This is a genomic window from Janthinobacterium sp. SUN118, from assembly GCF_030397695.1.
Classification (GTDB): domain Bacteria; phylum Pseudomonadota; class Gammaproteobacteria; order Burkholderiales; family Burkholderiaceae_D; genus Janthinobacterium.
On record NZ_JAPUBV010000001.1, the window covers coordinates 2,990,977 to 3,007,508 of the forward strand.

Consider the following 16,532-nt stretch of genomic DNA (forward strand, 5'->3'; position numbering starts at 1 on the left):
GACGCGCAAGCGGCGCGGCGCGGGGCGGTTCACGGACGGGATGGCAGTATCAGAAAGCGGCAGGCGGGCCGCGGGGCTGGACGGGCGTCCAGGCGAACAGCCGTGTGGGGGATTGGTAGAACAGCAGCGGCAGCAAGCCGGCGATCAGTTCGCCGGAAGCGAGCACGAGGGCCGTGGGCGCGATGTCCAGGGTGGCCGCATGCATGCTGCAGCACGGGCAATCGCCCATGTTCATCGCCGGCTTTTGCGGCGCGGACGGTTCCTGCACGCTCGATTTCATCGGCAGCATGCTCATGCCACCGGCCACCGAGCAAATCTCGAAGCTGGGCACGGCCCGGCCGCTGGCGACCGTGAACGCGCGCGACACGGTCGGGGCGAGCGCAGCCAGGAGGATGGCGATACACGCGATCCACAGGACGATGACGGCGCGGCCTTGGCTGATGAACATGCCACAATTATAACCGCCGCCCTGCCCCGCGGCCAAGGCCCAGGGTCAAGTCAGCCGTTCAGGCTCAGGCCAGCAGGCAAGCCGTCGGCTCAGGCCGTCCTGCCTGCTAGCGGCGCGTCTTACAGGTCGACCTTCATCGACAGCTTGATGGCGCGCGGCGCGCCCGAAGCCAGGCGCGTGCCGGCGCCGGCCCAGTAGCGCTTGTCGGCCGCGTTTTCCACGTTCAGCTGCCACACGGCGGCTTTGTTCATCAGCGTGCCCGCATAGCGGGCGCCGGCGCTGAAGAGCGTGACGCCGCCGAGGAAGGCCTGGTTCAGGTCGTTAACGGGACGGGCGCTGTAGTAATACGCGCCACCGCTCAGCGACAGGCCCGGCAGCCCATCGAAGGCATACGCCAAAAAGACGCTGGCCGTGCGCTTCGACGCATTTTCCGGCGCCTTGCCGTTGTAGTCGGCGTTGATGTGCGCAAAGGTCGGGTCGAGGAACTGGGCCGACGTTTGCCACGACAGCTGGCGCGTCAGCTTGCCCTGGGTCGACAGTTCCAGGCCGCGGTAGCGCTGTTCGCCATCCGACGTGAAGACATTGCTGCTATTGGTATAGTAGCCGGGACGCGTGATGTCGAACAGCGCGGCGGAGACCAGGGTGCCGCCCGGCGCCAGCCAGCGCGCGCCCAGTTCCTTCTGCTTGCTCACGCCGGGCGCCATCTTGACGCCCTGGTTGGCCGTGCCCGTCGGGCCCGTCTCGCCCTCTTCCAGGCCGCGCGCCGTGGACGCATAGAACGACAGCTCCGGCGTCAGCTTGTAGATTAATGACGCCATCGGCGTCGTCTTGCTGACGTCGTAATGACTGGCGCCCTGGTCGCTTTGATAACTGCTGCGGCGCACGCCGACCACGCTTTGCCATTGCGGGCTGAAGACCATGCGGTCGAGCGCGTACAAGCCCGTGTCGCGCGTATCGAGCGCGGCCGTCGTCGGCGCCGTCGGCTTGGGGCCGAACACGACATTCGTCACGGGCACGGGCTTATACAGGTTTTGCGCGGCGATCGTGTAGTTGCTCTGGTAGATAGGATCTTGCGACTTGTCCGTGCGCGACACGCCCAGGGTCAGTTCATGCGCAATGACACCCGTATGGAAGTTGCCCGCCAGCTCAGCGCGCAGCAAGTCCGAGGCCGTCACGCTGTGCTGGATATTGCCCGTGATGCGGCCAGCGCCCGTGGCCAGCGCCGCCGCGTTATTCAGGCGGAAGATCGCCAGGCGGCGGTCGCGCGCCGTTTCCGAGTGGCCCGCTTCCACCGTCAGGGCCCAGCCATCCGTGATGGCGTAATCGGCGCGCAGCTGCGCGTTTTTCGTCTGCGCCTCGAAATTCGACCAGTCCGGGCCGATCAACTGGCGCGGGTCGACGGCGCGCGGCAAGCTGATCACGCCTTTCACGGCCGCGGGCAGGGCCACGCCCGCCTGCTCCGTCACCTTGCGGCGGTCGTACTCCAGGTCGGCCTTCAACAGCAATCTGTTCGTCACGCGCCAGTCCAGCGCCGCGGAGAGGAAGCTGCGGTTGCCATTGCCGACATGGTCCAGGTAAGAACCGAGCGTGCCGCCGGCCGCGTTCACGCGCACGCCGACTTCCTGCTCGGCGCCAAACCGGCGCGCCACATCGACATTCGCCACCGCGCTGCCACGGTCGTCGATGCTCAAGCCCAGGCTGGTGACGGGCTTGCTGCCGGCCCGCTTGGTGACGAAGTTGACCACGCCGGCCGGCGACGTGAAGCCGTAGTACAGGGCCGAGGCACCCTTCAGCACTTCCACCCGTTCCTTGTTTTCCATGGGCACTTGCGAGAAGTTCATGATGGGCATGGAACCGTTGAGGCGGTAATTCGTGCGGTTTTCCACGGCGATGCCGCGTATCACCAGCTGGTCCCAGGTCTCTCCGCCGTTTTGCTGGCGCGTCACGCCGGCCGTGTTGCGCACGGCATCGTACAGGCCGGAAACGGCTTGCTGCTCCAGCAATTCGCGCGTGATCACGTTGACGGTCGAGGGCACGTCCATGATGCTGGCGCCGCGAAAACTGCCCGCCTCCGTGGTGAGCGGCACCAGGCCCTGCGCGCGGGCGCCCGTCACCTGCACGGCCTGCATGACTTTCTCATCGCCAGCCGTCAAGTCGTCCTGGCCATGGGCTGCATTGGCGGCCAGCGCGGCGTGCGGGGCAAAGGCCAGCGACAAGGCGGCGGCCACAGGAAGTAGTTGCAAAGAAGAAAAAGCTACGCGCATAAAGACAGGACTTTCTACAGAGAAAATAGACAGAAGGAAACTTCAGGTTACCCTGCATGATAACCGTAACGAGAATCATTCGCAATAATAAGTGAGATTGCGTGAGTTTTGGCGCAATAAATAGCGCGCGAGGGACTCTGTTATCACATGAGCACGTTTGAATTTTGCAGATGAGCTGGCAAAGAGGCATACTGACAGTCACGGCGCGCAGGACGCGCCGTCCAACAAGATACTAAAAGGTAAGTTCGTGAACACAATCGACAAGAAAAGCGTGCAGACGAAAACATTTCGCTGGAAACGCTGGCAGCGCTGGGCCATCGGCTCCGGTTGCGCCCTCGCCGCCTACAGCGCGGCCGGCTTCTGGCTGGTGCCGCAAGTCATCAAAAACCAGCTGCCCAAATTTGCCGACAAGGAACTGGCGCGCCAGGCCAGCATCGCCGACGTGCGCTTCAACCCGTTTACCCTGCGCCTGGAAGCGGACAAGATTGCCTTGCAGGAAGCGGCCGGCGCGCCGCTGCTGTCCATCGGCGCCGTGGCCGTGCAGCTCGAATGGAAATCCATCGTGCGCCGCGCCTGGAGCCTGGCGGAAATCCGCATCACGGCACCGCAGGCCCATCTGACCATCACGCCGGACGGCAAGTTCAACCTGGCCGAAGTGCTGGCCACCTGGCAACGCAACCACCCGGACAAGAGCGAGGGCGGCATGCCGCGCCTGATCATCGGCCACTTTGCGCTGGAACAAGGCAAGGTGGCGTGGCAAGACCAGAAGGCGGGCTATGCGGACAACTTCACGCCGATCGCCTTCACGCTCGACAATATTTCGACCCTGCCCGACGCCAACGGCAGCTATACCTTCAGCGCCGATGCGGCGCGCGGCGGCAAGCTGCACTGGCGCGGCACGGCCTCGCTGAACCCGATCCGCGGCGAAGGCGAACTGGTCCTGACTGACGCCTCCCTGCCCGGCCTGGCCGCCTACCTGAAAGCCTATACGCGCGCCGAAGTGACCAGCGGCAAGCTGTCGGCGCGCCTGCCCTATCACTTTTCCTATGCCGACGGCACGCTCGACGCCAAGCTGGCGGGCGCCGGCCTGGCCCTGCGCGACCTGGCGCTGGTGCGCGACGGCAAGGGAGAACCATTTACGGCCATGACCACCCTGGCCGTCACGGGCGCGAACGTGGACCTGGCGCGCCAGAGCGTCACGGTGGAAAAGATCAGCCTGGACGGCGGCAAGCTGGCCATCCGCCGCGACAGCAAGGGCGAGATCGACCTGGCGAACCTGATGCTGCCTGGCAAGCCAGCAGCGGCGCCGGTCGCCACCGCGGCCCCTGCCGCGCCCTCGAAGCCGGGCAAGTGGAAGGTGGATTTGAAACAGGTGGCGCTGGCCAATGTGGACGTATCCGCCATCGATGAAACCGTCTCGCCGGCCCTGCAGCTGAGCGCCAAACAGCTGCAACTGCAATTACAACTGGCCCTGCAGCAAGCGCCATCCGGCATGACTACCGTCATCGACGGCGCCAGTTTCGCGCTGGCCGATCTCGCCATGCAACGGGGCGCGCAAACGCCGTTCAAGCTGGCCCAGTTGGGGTTTACAGAAGGCAAGATTGACGTGGCGGCGCGCGCGGTGCACCTGGGCACCGTGACGGCCAGCGGCGCGCAGATCGACCTGGCGCGCAACCGCCAGGGCCAGTTCGCGATCGCGCAAAAGCTGCCCGTGTTTGCTTCCAGCAAGGCCGACACCGTCGCCGAGGCGCCGTCCGCGCCGTGGTCCACCAGGATAGACAAGGTAGAACTGAGCAAGTTCGGCGCCCGCTTCGACGATGCGGGCACTGGCATCAAGGGCAACTTGCAGGACGCCCGCCTGTCGCTGCAGCATGTCAGCAACGACATGAAGCAGGCGTTGCCGTTCGAGCTGGGCGTGGGCTTGCGCGAAGGCGGATTGCTCACGGCCAACGGCAAGTTCGTGCCGGGCACGGGCGCCGTCGATGCGCAGCTGAACCTCAAGCAACTGGCGCTGGCGCCCGTGCAGCCGCTGCTGGCGCAACATCTGAAGCTGAAGCTGGCCGGCGGCGCCATCTCCGGCGGCGGCCGCCTGACGACAGGCGGCGGCGCGCCCAAGTCGCCGAAGCTGCGCTATGAGGGCGGCGTGGACATCGCCGGCCTGGTGCTCAATGAAACGGATGGCAAGCGCTTTGCCTCCTGGAAAAGCGTGCGTGCCGACAAGCTGACGGCCAGCGTGGGGCCCGACTTTGTCGACATTGCCGAATTGCGCGTGGTGGAACCGAACGCCCAGCTGATCATCGAAGACGACCGCAGCCTCAATGCGCAGCGGCTGCTGGTCAAAGCCCCGGAACCGGCAGCCAAAGCGGCACAGCCGGCGACGCCGGCAACGGCGACATCCACGGCCGCCACGGCGGCGTCGCCGGACGCCGCCTTCCCCGTGCGCGTGCGCCGCGTGCGCCTGCAGAATGCCAAGCTGGATTTTGCCGACCTGAGCCTGCGACCGCAATTCGCCGCCAAGATCTATGAATTGAACGGCGTCGTCACGGGCCTGTCGACGAAACGCGATGCGCGCAGCCAGATCGAGCTCGATGGCCGCATCGACGAATTCGGCCTGGCCCGCGTGCGCGGCCAGCTCAACCCGTTCGCCCCGACCGACAACACGGACTTGAACGTGGTCTTCAAGAACGTCGACATGGTTTCCGCCTCGCCGTACACGATGAAGTTTGCCGGCTACAAAGTGGCCGAGGGCAAGATTTCGCTGGACTTGCAGTACAAGGTGCGCAACCGCCAGCTCGACGGCACCAACCAGATCGTGCTCGACAAACTGACCCTGGGCGAGCGCATCGACAGCCCGGACGCCCTGAAACTGCCGCTGGAACTGGCGCTGGCCATCCTCAAGGATAGCGACGGACGCATCGACCTGGGCTTACCCGTGTCGGGCGACATGAACGATCCGCAATTCAGCTATGGCGCGCTGATCTGGAAAGCCGTCGGCAATGTGCTGACCAAGATCGTCACGGCGCCGTTCCGCGCGCTGGGCAGCTTGCTGGGCATCAGCGCCGACAAGCTCGAATCGATCGACTTCGATGCGGGCAGCGCCGTGCTGCTGCCGCCGGAACGGGAAAAACTCAAGCAGGTGGCGCAAATCCTCGGCAAGCGCGAACAGCTGAAGCTGGCCGTGCCGGGCCAGTACAGCGACACGGACGCGGCCGCCCTGCGCGCCCAGGCCGTGCGCCGCGCCGTCGCCGCCAAGGCCGGCATCAAGCTGGAAGCGGGCGAGGAACCGGGACCGTTGAACCTGGGCGAACGCAAGATACGCGGCGCCCTGCGCGAGCTGTACGGGGAACGCTTCGGCAAGGCCGAGCTGGACAAGCAGAAGAAGGCGGCGGAATCCGCCTCTCCTGCCGCGGCATCGGCAGCGGCGGCGTCCGGGGCATCCGCACCGGCCGCCGCGGCGAAGATCCCCGTCTGGCAACGCCTGGGCAAGCTGATCGAAGGCGAGCCGCAAGTTGCCGACGCCAGCGCGTTTTATACCGGCTTGCGCGAGCAGCTGGAAGCCAAGCAGCCCCTGCCTGCCGATGCGCTCGCTAAACTGGGCGCCCAGCGCAGCGCGGCCATCCTCGCTGCCCTGCAGCAGGATGGCACGCCAGCGGCCCGGGTCAGCGCGGGCGCGCCGGAAAAAACGGACGCCGCGCCGGGCAAGCTGGTGGGATTGAAACTGGGATTGGCGGCACAATAAGGGCGCCTGACCAAACCGTCGCGAGCGGCAGTCGGCTCGGCGCCCCCTCTTGGCCAGGCAGCGCAGCTGTGCGCGCGGGGACGCCGAGTCAGCGGGCATCGGCGGCCCCAGATCGCAAGGCGCGGCAGCTTATGCTGGATGCGCCAAGACACGGAGATAATCTGACGTATGAAAAACCTCGACAAGGTAGCGCCCTATACTGCGTCTATTACACAGGGCAACTTGGGTACGATGACAACGCTGCTTGCGAAGACAGCGATATCAGCAAAGGATAGCATTTCATTTGGTGAAAAAACGCTGCTGACGAGCTATGTGTACGAAAAAAATGGCACGTATCAGCTGATTTATACGACGATTGAGATTGACGGCAATATCGACAACTATGTCGAGGATGACGGGATCTTGCCGACACTGTTCTTGAGCCCGGATAAGGAAAACTATGTCTCCATCATTCCCTATCATCCTGATAAGGAACTGGAAATCAGCATTCCCATCTTTCATCGCGAGGATGTGGAAATGCCAAAGGGCAATCGGCCATACACGGGAAACTTCATTGGCACGACGGCAGCCTGTTCGATATTTCACGATGTGGACTTCTACGATAACAAACCTGACAAAATATTGGCCATCGAATTTATCAATGGAAAACTGAAAAAGAAAAACACTATCAAAGTTCCATTACCTGCAAATAACAGAATCACCATTTCCAACAAGGCGATTCATTTGCTGGCCAATGATGGCAGCCTGCTCCAGCACAGAGAGATCGATGATAAAGGCAATGTGACGCGCCAGCGGGAAATCGACGCGAAGGGTATAGATGTTTTGCAGATATTAAGTTCATCCTTCGACAAGGAGTCTTATCTGCTGGCGCAAGAAAAAGATAAAATCATCATCAAAAAAATAGATGCGAATGGGGCAAGCGACACCATTGAATTGGCGGTCTTTGCCGATCCATTTTTCAATACCTGGCAGCCAGTCCAAATCGCTGACGACACTTTTGTCACGCGTTTCAACAGCGAGTTTGGAAACGGCTGGCTGACCACGAAAAATGATCAGTTATTGGAATTATTCTATAGCAAGGGTGAGCAAGGCTACAGGAACTTGCTGACAAACGAACTGCTGCCGATACCCCGTGACAACCTGGTCATTGCAAGCATCAACAAGACGACGGACCATGCTTATGCGGTCGTGCTCTACCCGATGACCGACGATCAGGCGGCTAATGCCGAACTCATCGTCTTGAATCGCCGCTTGCAGTAGCGCCGGGCGCCAACATGGCTGCTGGCCATGTTGGCGCGCATCCGCGGCATTGCCGGTGCATGCCGCGGTGAGCATCGCTACTTCGCTTTCCCCGCCTCCTTCACCGCTTCGTCCGGCAAGGCAAACGCCACCAGGCTATCGCCCATCTTCGTGCCCAATGAGCCGTGGCCGCCAGCCATCACCACCACATATTGCTTGCCCGTCTTGTCGGAGACATAGCTCATCGGCGTCGCCTGGCCGCCTGCCGGCAGGCGGGCTTTCCACACGGTTTTGCCATTGCGCACGTCGTAGCCGCGGATGTAGTAGTCGAGCGTGCTGCTGAGGAATGCCACGCCGCCGCCCGTGGTGCTGATGCCGCCCAGGCTGGGCACGCCCAGCGGCAAGGCGATGGGCACGGGAGCGCTGTCGCGCGTGGTGCCGTTCTTGTGCATCCACACTTTTTTCATGGTGCGCAGGTCGACGGCGGCGATATAGCCCCACGGCGGCGCCTGGCAAGGGAAGCCCAGCGGCGACAGGAAGGGCTTGATTTCCACGGCGAACGGCACGCCCGTCTGCGGCTGCAAGCCCATTTCCGACCCCGTGCCGCCCTTCGCGTTGGCTTGCGCGCGCGGCACCAGGCGTTCCAGAAAGCCCATGTAGTCTGGATTGACCAGCAACAATTGCCGGCCAGGATCGACGGCCGCCCCGCCCCACTCGAAGATGCCGAGCGGGCCAGGCGAGATGATGGCGCCCTTGATCTTGCCTTCGGCCACCGTCTGCGGCGTGAACGGGCCTTCATAGCGGTGCTGGCGGAAGATGATGCGGCACGCCAGCTGGTCGAATGGCGTCGTGCCCCACATGTCCGTCTCGCTGATATTTTTCTCGGGCAAGAAAGTCAGGGCCGAGAACGGCTGCGTGGGCGACAGGCGGTCGCCAGGGGCGGCGTTGGCTGTCGGCACGGGTTTTTCCGGCGCCGGCACGACCAGGCTGCCGTCGCGACGGTCGATCACATAGATGTCGCCGCGCTTGGTGGTGGCGACGACGGAAGGGATTTTGCCTTTCGGCGTGTCGATGTCGACCAAGGTGGGCTGGCCGCCGATATCCATGTCCCAGATGTCGTGGTGTACGGTCTGGTACACCCAGCGCACCTTGCCGGTGGCCAGATCGAGCGCGACGATGGCGCTATTGTATTTCTCGCCATGGGGATTGCGGTTGCCGCCCCAGGTATCGGGCGTTTCGTTGCCCATGGGGATGTACACCATGCCCAGCTTTTCATCGACGCTGGACACGCCCCACGAGTTGGGCGAGTTGTTGGTGTAGGTCTTGCCATCGGCGATGGGCGCCGTGTCGTCCGGGTTCGAAGCATCCCAGTTCCACATCAGTTTGCCCGTGACGGGGTCGTAGCCACGGATCACGCCCGAGGGTTCTTCCGTGGAAAAGTTGTCGGTCACGCTGGCGGCCATCACCACCACGTTCTGCGCCACGGCCGGCGGCGAGGTCGGCATCAGGAAACCGCGCTTCTTCATGCCCATGCCATGGTACAGGCCGATCACGCCATTTTCGCCAAAGCTCTTGCACGCTTCGCCCGTATCGGCATTGACGGCGATCAAGGTCGCATCCATCGTGGGCGCGAAGATGCGGCGCGGACACTCCATGCCGGCCGCTTCCGGCGCCGGGCTGTCCTTGGCGCGGCCCGCGTTGACGTCCCAGTACGCCACGCCGCGGCAGATCATGTGCTGGTAGCTCGAGGCGTCGCGGTTGATCTTCGGATCGTGGCGCCAGAGCTCCTTGCCCGTGTCCGGATCGAGCGCGATGACGATGTTGTGCGGCGTGCAGATATACAGCATGCCGTTGACCTTCAGCGGCGTGACTTCGTTGGCGATCTCGCCCGGGTCGTTCGGCCCCTTGAAGTCGCCCGTATGGTAGACCCACGCCTCCTTCAGCTGCGAGGCGTTGGCCGGCGTGATCTGCGCGGCCGGCGCGTAGCGGTCGCCATAGCCGGAGCGGCCATACGCGGCCCAGTCATTGGGCGCCACGCCCGGCGCGTAATCGCCTTCGGGGGCGGCCGCCATGTTTTCGGCCGGCACCTCGCCATGCAGGGTGTAATAATCCTGGAACAGCGAAAAGACGCCCACGGCCGCCGTCGCCACGACGGCAGCCAGCAAGGCACTCTTGCCCGCGTCGCGCGGTTTCGCCCCGGCACGCAAAGGCGGATCAAGGCGGCGGTCGATGAACGGCAGCAGCAGCCAGACGGCGGCCGCGAACCAGATATCCAGGCGCGGCAACAATTGCCACCAGTCGAACTTCACTTCGATCACGGACCAGATCAGGGTGGCGAACAGCAGCAATGCCAGGAAAGGCTGGGCGCTGCGCCGTCCTTTCCACACGAGCGCACCGGCAACTATCATGCCGATACCGGCCACGACGTAATACCAGGAACCGCCCAGGCTGACGAGCCAGGCGCCGCCGCCGGCAAGCGCCAGGCCCAGCAAGATAAAGATGACTGCGGTGAGTAGCAACAATGGTCCAGGCCGGGATGAGGCAGTCATGATGCTCCTTTACAAGGATGTGTCGGCGGCGCGCGCCTGCGCACCGGATTGAGGGCGATCAAGAACGTTTCATTTTTTCACTAATTTGCAAAGCGTGGCACACGCCAGAAAGCAATTTTTGCGAGTGTTGCTTTTCCCCACAGGCGCGCTTGCCCTTGCCCGCTAATTTATATCCACAAAGAAAAACAAATTTCCCAAATAAATCAAATATTGCTCTAAACTGACTATATCGTGATTTTTGTTAAAAACGTTTCCTCCGCTGCCGGCACCGGGCAGCGCGACGTCTTTCAACAGGAGGTCCAGCATGCCACGCGCTTCTTCCCGCCGCGACGCCATTTGGCAGCCACTGCCATGAACGCCTTCATCTACACCTATTTATTGGCTTGCTACGACGGCATGACCTTGGTACGCCCGGGCCTGGCCTTGACGGGCCTGGCGCTGCTGCTGGCCGCCCTGCTGTGGCGGCGCCCGCGCCCACGCCGGCGCCAGCGCGCGTCCGACAAGCTGGCCGACGCCTGGCCACACGCGGGCTTGCCGGAATTGCTGCGCGCGCGCAGCGCCGTACCGGCCGGCCCCATGGCCGGACAGGCGGCGCCAGCGGCGCCCAAACCGGCGGAACGGCGCGCGCTGCCGTTCGAGCAAGCCCGCCTCGACGCGATGTTTGGCGAAGACCGGCAATTGCAGGGCGAAATCCTGGCCCTGTTCGTGGCCGAGACGCGCGACCGCCTGGCCGGCATCGCGCATGCGCTGCGCTGCGGCCGCACGGCGCCGGCCCGCGTGCTGGCACAGGAAATCTTCGACACCGCCACGGCCCTGGGCCTGGGCCAGCTGAAGCGCCTTGCAGGCGCGGCCGTGCATGCCAGTTTCACCGAGGATATCGAAACGCAGCGGCGCCTGCATGCAGACTTGCTGATGGCGCTGGAAGTGCTGTCGACGGCCGTCACGCAGCTCCAGCAGCCGCAGCGTCGCGAAGAGCGGCGGCGCGACGCGGAAAGCCTGCCCTGAGCCAAATTCATCAGATTTGCCGGATTTGATTTTCTGAACGGACCCGCATATGCTCTCCTCACCCTCACCGACTCTTTATTCCATGCAAGCTGATGACGTCTGCACCACGCAAAAAGCCGCCGAATTGCTCGGCATTTCCGTCACCTCGGTGCAGCAGCTGGTGGAGGCGGGCGTCATCGAGGCGTGGAAGACCAAGGGTGGCCACCGTCGCATCCCCCTGTCGGCCGTGCACGCCTACAAGAGTGGCTATACACAACATAGTCAGGAGTCGCGCGCGCCGCGTCCCGCGCGGCAGGACGGCGGCCTGCGCGCGCCTTCCATCCTCGTGATCGAGGATCATCCGATCGAGCGTGCGCTGTATCAAAAGCAGATTGCCTCATGGGGCTTGCAGGCCAGCTTGCGCTTCTGCGAAAATGGCTACCAGGCATTGCTGGAAATCGCCCGCGACCAACCCGATATTTTATTGAGCGATATCATCATGGAAGGCATCGACGGCTACGAAGTGATACGCACCATCCTGGCCGACCCGCTGCTGGCGGACATGCACATCGCCATGCTGTCGAGCCTGTCGCCGGAAGCGCTCGATGAAAGGGGCGGCGTGCCGCCGGGCGTGGTGTTCTTCTCCAAGCCCGTCAACTACGACGAATTGCGCGGCTACCTGCGCGCCTGCTGCGCCAGCCACGCGCGGCACGGCACCGCCTGAAGCCGTCCAGCCATGCCAGCCTACCGCCATATCGACCCCGCTCTGCTGCTGCACGCCGCCTGCCAGGACGTGCCGCTGTTCCTCACGCTGTGCCAGACCTATCTCGATACGGCGCCGGCCATGTTTGGCCAGCTCGCGCAAGCCGTGCGCAGCGGCACGCCGCAAGCCATCGTGCACGGCAGCCATGGCTTGCGCGGCAGCGTGGCGCTGCTGGGCGCCACGGCGCTGGTCAGCCGCCTGGCCGAGCTGGAACGGCTGGCGCGCCTGCAGGAGCGGCCGGCGCCGGGCTGGCTCGATGAAACGGCGCGCCTGCTGGCGCTCGTGGAAGCGGAAGTGCGGCGCGGCATGGCCGAGTACCAGGAAACGCAAGCATGAATGGCGCAGCTGACTTGCTAATTAAAAATCAATTCCTTATTGGAAATGTTATACTTATCCCAATCAACCATGGAGCCTGCGATGATCGTGTGCCGTGACCTTCTGCTGAGAGCCTTCATGCTGGGCATGCTGCTCTTCGTCGTCGGCGAATCGCTGTCCTACTGGACGCCGGAAGTCAAGAAGCTGCTGGCCTGGCGCCCGTCCTGAGTTCCCTCAGCCTTCACGCCCATCGACGCGCGCGCGCCACAGGTAAGGCGCATACACCAGCACATACAAGGCAAACGCCAGCGACCAGCACAAGCCTGCCGCCCACAGCGACGGCAGCACCGATGGCGTGGGGCCGACGGCTGCCAGCAGCCGCGCCAGTGCGCCCAGCTGCACCAGCCAGTACATGCCCGCTTCCGCCCTGCCCGCCTTGAGGGCGCGCCCCGTGTGGCCCAGGGTCGTGCGCGTCATCATGCCGATGATCAGACCCGCCATCGACCCCACGGTCAGCGCGTGGAATGCGGCGCTGGCCGGCAGCAGCTGCCAGCTGGCCAGCGCCAGCAGCGCAAAGCCGATGCCTATCCACGCGTACGACAGGTGCAAGATCCACAGCAGCGGTACGCGCAGGGTGCGCCGCGGCTGCCAGGCCAGCAGGTTGGCCAGCGACATGGCGCTTGCCGCCAGGGCCAGCGGCGCCGTCGCCCAGGCCGGCGCGCCCGCCAGCCAGGCGATGCTGGCCAACGCCATGCATCCCACGGCCATCAGCGCCCGCTTCGGACTGGCCACGGGCGTGCTGCCCGGTGCGCCATTGCGCGTAAACATGGGGATGACGCGCGCGCCGATCACCGATTCGATCAGCACGATAATCAGAATGGCCGCCTGCACGGGCAGAAACAGCGACAGCGACAGCCAGCCCAGCGCGGCCGCGTGATACAGGCCGTTGGCCAGCGCCAGCAGGGCCAGCAAGCCGACGAGGAACAGGTTGCGCGTATTGCCCGAGCGGCGCAGCACGCGGTACAGCGGATACGTGGCCAGCGGCAGGAACAGCCAGTCCACCAGCGCCGCCATGGGCGCCAGCGGGCCGTTCAGGCACAGCATGGCCATGCGTCCGGCCAGCCACAGCCCCGCCAGCGCCATCAGCGGCGCGCCGTGCGGCGTGGGCAGCCCCGTCCAGTTGCGCCCCGCCGTGTACAGGAAGCCGACGATGACGGCCAGCGCGAAGCCGAACACCATCTCGTGCATATGCCAACCCAGCCCGACGTGCAGACCGCCCTGCAGCAGGCCGGCATGGCTGGCCAGCCACAGGGGAATGCTGACAGCCGCGAACAGTGCGGCCAGCAGGTAGAACGGACGAAAACCCAGCTGCCAGACGGCATGGCGGGCATGCCACGGTGCGGCACCGGGAGCGGCGGCAGGAGAAGATGGTTCGCTGATGGGAGTAATGGCCATGGTGGACTCGCGCTCAAAGATATATTTAATATACTACTTTAAAAGCGCAATGGCGGCCATCGGCAAAAAGGACTAGAAGGACGGGAAGGATGGCGCGACGGCCATGGGGCCCGAGCCGGCGGGCCAGCCCCCGGCATCGCGCTGCCGGCTACCTGCCCTGGCGGTGCTCGACCGCGTACACGGCCGCCTGCACGCGGCTGGTCAGGTTAAGCTTTTTCAGCACGTTCTGCACGTGGATCTTGACCGTGCTTTCGGCCAGGTCCAGCGTGCGCGCGATGCCCTTGTTGCTCTCGCCGCGCGACAGGCAGTCGATGATCTCCTTTTCGCGCGGGGTCAGCTTGTCCAGCTCCGACACGGGTTCTTCGCGCCGCGTGCCCGCCTGCAGCTGCGCCACCAGCTTGCCCGTCATGGCTTCGGCGATGACGACTTCGCCGGCGGCCGCGCGGCGGATGGCGCGCACCAGGTAATCGGCGTCGATATTCTTGATCAGATAACCGCAGGCGCCCGCGCGCAGGGCCGTGGCCAGGTCTTCGGCGTCCTCGGAAACGGTCAGCATGACGATGGCCGTGTCCGGGCAATCGTGCTGCATCAGCTGCAGCGCTTCCACGCCGGACATGCCGGCCATGTTCAGGTCCAGCAGCACCACGTCGGGCTGCAGCTGGATGGCGCGCTTGATGCCTTCCACGCCGTCGGCCGCCTCGCCCACGACGGAAAAATCCGTATGCCGCTGCAGCAGCGAGCGTATGCCGCTGCGGAACAGCGCGTGGTCATCGACCAGCATGACGGTGATCGGTTTGACGGGAGTCTCCATTTTTTATGCTTTCAGGTGCTTGCGCGATGATGGTTCAAGTGATGGCTCATGCGGCGCGCCGCTGCGCGCGCGGCAGGTGCAGCTCGACCGTGGTACCCCGCCCTGGCGCGGCATGCACCTCGAACGTGGCCTCGATGCGCTGCGCGCGCTCGCGCATGATGTGGATGCCGACATGGCTGTCGCCCTTTTCCAGCACGGCCGCGGCATCGAAACCGACGCCGTTGTCGCTGATCGTCAGCGTAAAGTCCTGGTGATCGTCCAGCCGCACCTCGACATGGCTGGCCTGGGCGTGCTTGCGGATGTTCGACAGCGCTTCCTGCACGATGAATAATAGCTGCAATTGCTGCTCGCGTGGGAATGGCGCGCCATCGACATCGGCCAGCAGTTCGGCGTCGATGCCCGTCTGGCGACGGAATTTCTCCAGCGCCGCGCGCAGGGAGCCGATCAAGTCGTCTTCCATCAGACGGCTGCGGAAGTTCGCCAGCAGCTCGCGCACGTCTTCATAGCTTTCCTTCACGCCCGCATGCAGGGCCGGCACGATGCCGGCCACCTCGTCGAAACGCGCATTGCGCACGGAGTCGTCGAGCATCTGCACTTGCAGGTTGAGGAAATTGAGGCTTTGCGCGATGCTGTCGTGCAGTCCCTGCGCCACCAGGTTGCGCTCTTCGGAAATGGCCATCTCGCGTTCGCGCGCAGCCAGGCGCAGGTTTTCCAGCGCGATGCCCAGCAGCTGGCCCAGGGTTTCCAGCAAGGCCAGCTCGCGCGCGGAAAACACGCGCGCATGGCGGAAATGCAGGTTGAAGAAGCCCAGGTGCTGTTCGTGCGCATGGATATGGAAGACGGAGACGGTGGCGAAGCCTTCGCGGTGGCAGCGCAGCTCGTGCGCCTTGTCGATGCGGCGCATGTCGTGCACCTTCGCCACCTTCATTTCGACGGCCGTGCCGCACAGGCAGTCGCCCACCTTCAGGCAGTGTTCGGACGCCACCAGTTCCTCTGACAGGCCCGTGTGCACCACCATGTGCAGGTTGCCGCGCTCGGCGTCGAGCACGCGCACGGTGGAGCCATCGGCCTCGAAATAATCGACGATGCGCTGCATGAAGCCGCCGCAGATGTCTTCCAACGGCTGCGGGCGCTGCAAGAAGGCGGCGCTTTCGTACAGCAGCGCCAGTTCGCGGTTGCGGTATTCGAGGGTGGCCGTCTTGCTGCGCACGCCCTCTTCCAGGTTGCCGTACAGGGCTTGCAGGCGGTCGGCCATCTGGTTGAAGCCACTGGCCAGCTGGCCGAATTCGTCATTGCTCTCGACGGCCAGGCGCACGCTGAAATCGCGCTCCTTCATGCGCTGCATGCCCAGGCGCAGCCGCGTCACGGGCTCGATGATCAGCATGAACATCAGGAAGATCATGCTGACCGTGCCGAGTATCGCCATGGCCAGCAAGACCAGCTGCGAGGCACGCAGCCAGAACGTGCGCTGCTCGCTATCGTGCTCGATCAGGCGCACCAGCTGGTCGACCTGGCCGACAAAGGTGTCGGCCTCATGCTCGAACTGGCGCGCGCGCGCCGTGCTGTCGGCGGCCAGGGCGGCCGGGCGCAAGCCATCGCGCCAGGCGTCGCCGATGCGCTCGAATTCGGACTTGATGGCGGTGCTGGGCGGCAGGAACAAAGGACGCTGCGGGTCGCCGTGGGCGATCTTGGCCAGGGTTTCGTCGATCAGCAGCGCCTGCTGCTGCGCCTGCACGCGGGCATCGCTGGCGATCAGCAGGGTCAGACGGTAGGTCTGCATGCGCAGCCGCCCCGTCTCGTTGATGGCGGCCGAACTGCCTTCCAGCTGCCACGACAGGAACAGGGTGCAGCCGATGGCCGTCAGGGCCAGGACCAGCATGAGCAGCAGCGCGCCGACGATCTTGGTCGACAGTTTCTGCCAGGAGGAAAACATCGCTTTAAATTTCATACATCCTTTACTTGGCA

Annotated in this window: 12 protein-coding genes; 6 read left to right on the forward strand and 6 right to left on the reverse strand. The window is 64.3% G+C overall.

The window, feature by feature from the left end; all coding sequences use genetic code 11:
- Positions 1 to 49: 49 nt before the first annotated feature.
- A complete protein-coding gene (locus O0880_RS13520; protein WP_289886918.1) occupies positions 50 to 448 on the reverse strand; it encodes a DUF2946 domain-containing protein in 399 nt (132 codons plus the stop codon).
- 119 nt (positions 449 to 567) lie between these two features.
- Positions 568 to 2,691 carry a TonB-dependent receptor gene (locus O0880_RS13525; protein ID WP_354669884.1) on the reverse strand — a complete coding sequence of 708 codons (2,124 nt, stop codon included), beginning with the start codon at positions 2,689 to 2,691 and terminating at the stop codon, positions 568 to 570.
- Positions 2,692 to 2,959: 268 nt separating this feature from the next.
- On the opposite strand from O0880_RS13525, the gene O0880_RS13530 reads away from it, so the two are divergent.
- Both O0880_RS13530 and O0880_RS13535 read left to right on the forward strand, forming a co-directional pair.
- On the forward strand, positions 2,960 to 6,451 hold the full coding sequence (locus tag O0880_RS13530) for a DUF748 domain-containing protein (RefSeq protein ID WP_289886920.1): 3,492 nt from the start codon (positions 2,960 to 2,962) through the stop codon (positions 6,449 to 6,451).
- Positions 6,452 to 6,619: 168 nt separating this feature from the next.
- On the forward strand, positions 6,620 to 7,711 hold the full coding sequence (locus O0880_RS13535) for a hypothetical protein (protein ID WP_289886921.1): 1,092 nt from the start codon (positions 6,620 to 6,622) through the stop codon (positions 7,709 to 7,711).
- 77 nt (positions 7,712 to 7,788) lie between these two features.
- Here the strand turns inward: O0880_RS13535 and O0880_RS13540 are convergent, their stop codons facing one another.
- Positions 7,789 to 10,209: a membrane-bound PQQ-dependent dehydrogenase, glucose/quinate/shikimate family gene (locus O0880_RS13540; RefSeq protein WP_354669885.1), complete on the reverse strand. Its 2,421-nt coding sequence runs from the start codon at positions 10,207 to 10,209 to the stop codon at positions 7,789 to 7,791.
- Positions 10,210 to 10,590: 381 nt separating this feature from the next.
- On the opposite strand from O0880_RS13540, the gene O0880_RS13545 reads away from it, so the two are divergent.
- From O0880_RS13545 to O0880_RS13560, 4 genes are all read left to right on the forward strand, one after another.
- Positions 10,591 to 11,244 (forward strand): hypothetical protein, encoded by a 654-nt coding sequence (locus O0880_RS13545; RefSeq protein WP_289886923.1) that lies wholly within the window; start codon positions 10,591 to 10,593, stop codon positions 11,242 to 11,244.
- Between the two features lie 82 nt (positions 11,245 to 11,326).
- A complete protein-coding gene (locus O0880_RS13550) occupies positions 11,327 to 11,947 on the forward strand; it encodes a response regulator (protein WP_289886924.1) in 621 nt (206 codons plus the stop codon).
- A gap of 12 nt (positions 11,948 to 11,959) precedes the next feature.
- Positions 11,960 to 12,322 (forward strand): Hpt domain-containing protein, encoded by a 363-nt coding sequence (locus tag O0880_RS13555; RefSeq protein ID WP_071323818.1) that lies wholly within the window; start codon positions 11,960 to 11,962, stop codon positions 12,320 to 12,322.
- 81 nt (positions 12,323 to 12,403) lie between these two features.
- A complete protein-coding gene (locus O0880_RS13560) occupies positions 12,404 to 12,529 on the forward strand; it encodes a hypothetical protein (protein WP_257786887.1) in 126 nt (41 codons plus the stop codon).
- Positions 12,530 to 12,535: 6 nt separating this feature from the next.
- On the opposite strand, the gene O0880_RS13565 is transcribed toward O0880_RS13560, so the two are convergent.
- The 3 genes from O0880_RS13565 to O0880_RS13575 all read right to left on the reverse strand — a co-directional run bounded on the left by O0880_RS13565 (position 12,536) and on the right by O0880_RS13575 (position 16,515).
- Complete coding sequence (locus tag O0880_RS13565) at positions 12,536 to 13,756, reverse strand: NnrS family protein (RefSeq protein WP_289886925.1); 1,221 nt, start codon at positions 13,754 to 13,756, stop codon at positions 12,536 to 12,538.
- A 148-nt stretch (positions 13,757 to 13,904) separates the two neighbouring features.
- The gene (locus O0880_RS13570; RefSeq protein WP_289886926.1) at positions 13,905 to 14,567 is read right to left on the reverse strand and encodes a response regulator; all 663 of its coding nucleotides are present in this window, start codon (positions 14,565 to 14,567) and stop codon (positions 13,905 to 13,907) included.
- Between the two features lie 46 nt (positions 14,568 to 14,613).
- A complete protein-coding gene (locus O0880_RS13575) occupies positions 14,614 to 16,515 on the reverse strand; it encodes a type IV pili methyl-accepting chemotaxis transducer N-terminal domain-containing protein (protein ID WP_289886927.1) in 1,902 nt (633 codons plus the stop codon).
- Positions 16,516 to 16,532: the final 17 nt, after the last annotated feature.

Excerpts from the sequence above, each read along its gene's own strand:
- O0880_RS13520 (WP_289886918.1), bottom strand. The coding sequence starts at position 448 with ATGTTCATCAGCCAAGGCCGCGCCGTCATCGTCCTGTGGATCGCGTGT.
- O0880_RS13535 (WP_289886921.1), top strand. The coding sequence starts at position 6,620 with ATGAAAAACCTCGACAAGGTAGCGCCCTATACTGCGTCTATTACACAG.
- O0880_RS13545 (WP_289886923.1), top strand. The coding sequence starts at position 10,591 with ATGAACGCCTTCATCTACACCTATTTATTGGCTTGCTACGACGGCATG.
- O0880_RS13550 (WP_289886924.1), top strand. The coding sequence starts at position 11,327 with ATGCAAGCTGATGACGTCTGCACCACGCAAAAAGCCGCCGAATTGCTC.
- O0880_RS13555 (WP_071323818.1), top strand. The coding sequence starts at position 11,960 with ATGCCAGCCTACCGCCATATCGACCCCGCTCTGCTGCTGCACGCCGCC.
- O0880_RS13560 (WP_257786887.1), top strand. The coding sequence starts at position 12,404 with ATGATCGTGTGCCGTGACCTTCTGCTGAGAGCCTTCATGCTGGGCATG.
- O0880_RS13565 (WP_289886925.1), bottom strand. The coding sequence starts at position 13,756 with ATGGCCATTACTCCCATCAGCGAACCATCTTCTCCTGCCGCCGCTCCC.
- O0880_RS13570 (WP_289886926.1), bottom strand. The coding sequence starts at position 14,567 with ATGGAGACTCCCGTCAAACCGATCACCGTCATGCTGGTCGATGACCAC.
- O0880_RS13575 (WP_289886927.1), bottom strand. The coding sequence starts at position 16,515 with ATGAAATTTAAAGCGATGTTTTCCTCCTGGCAGAAACTGTCGACCAAG.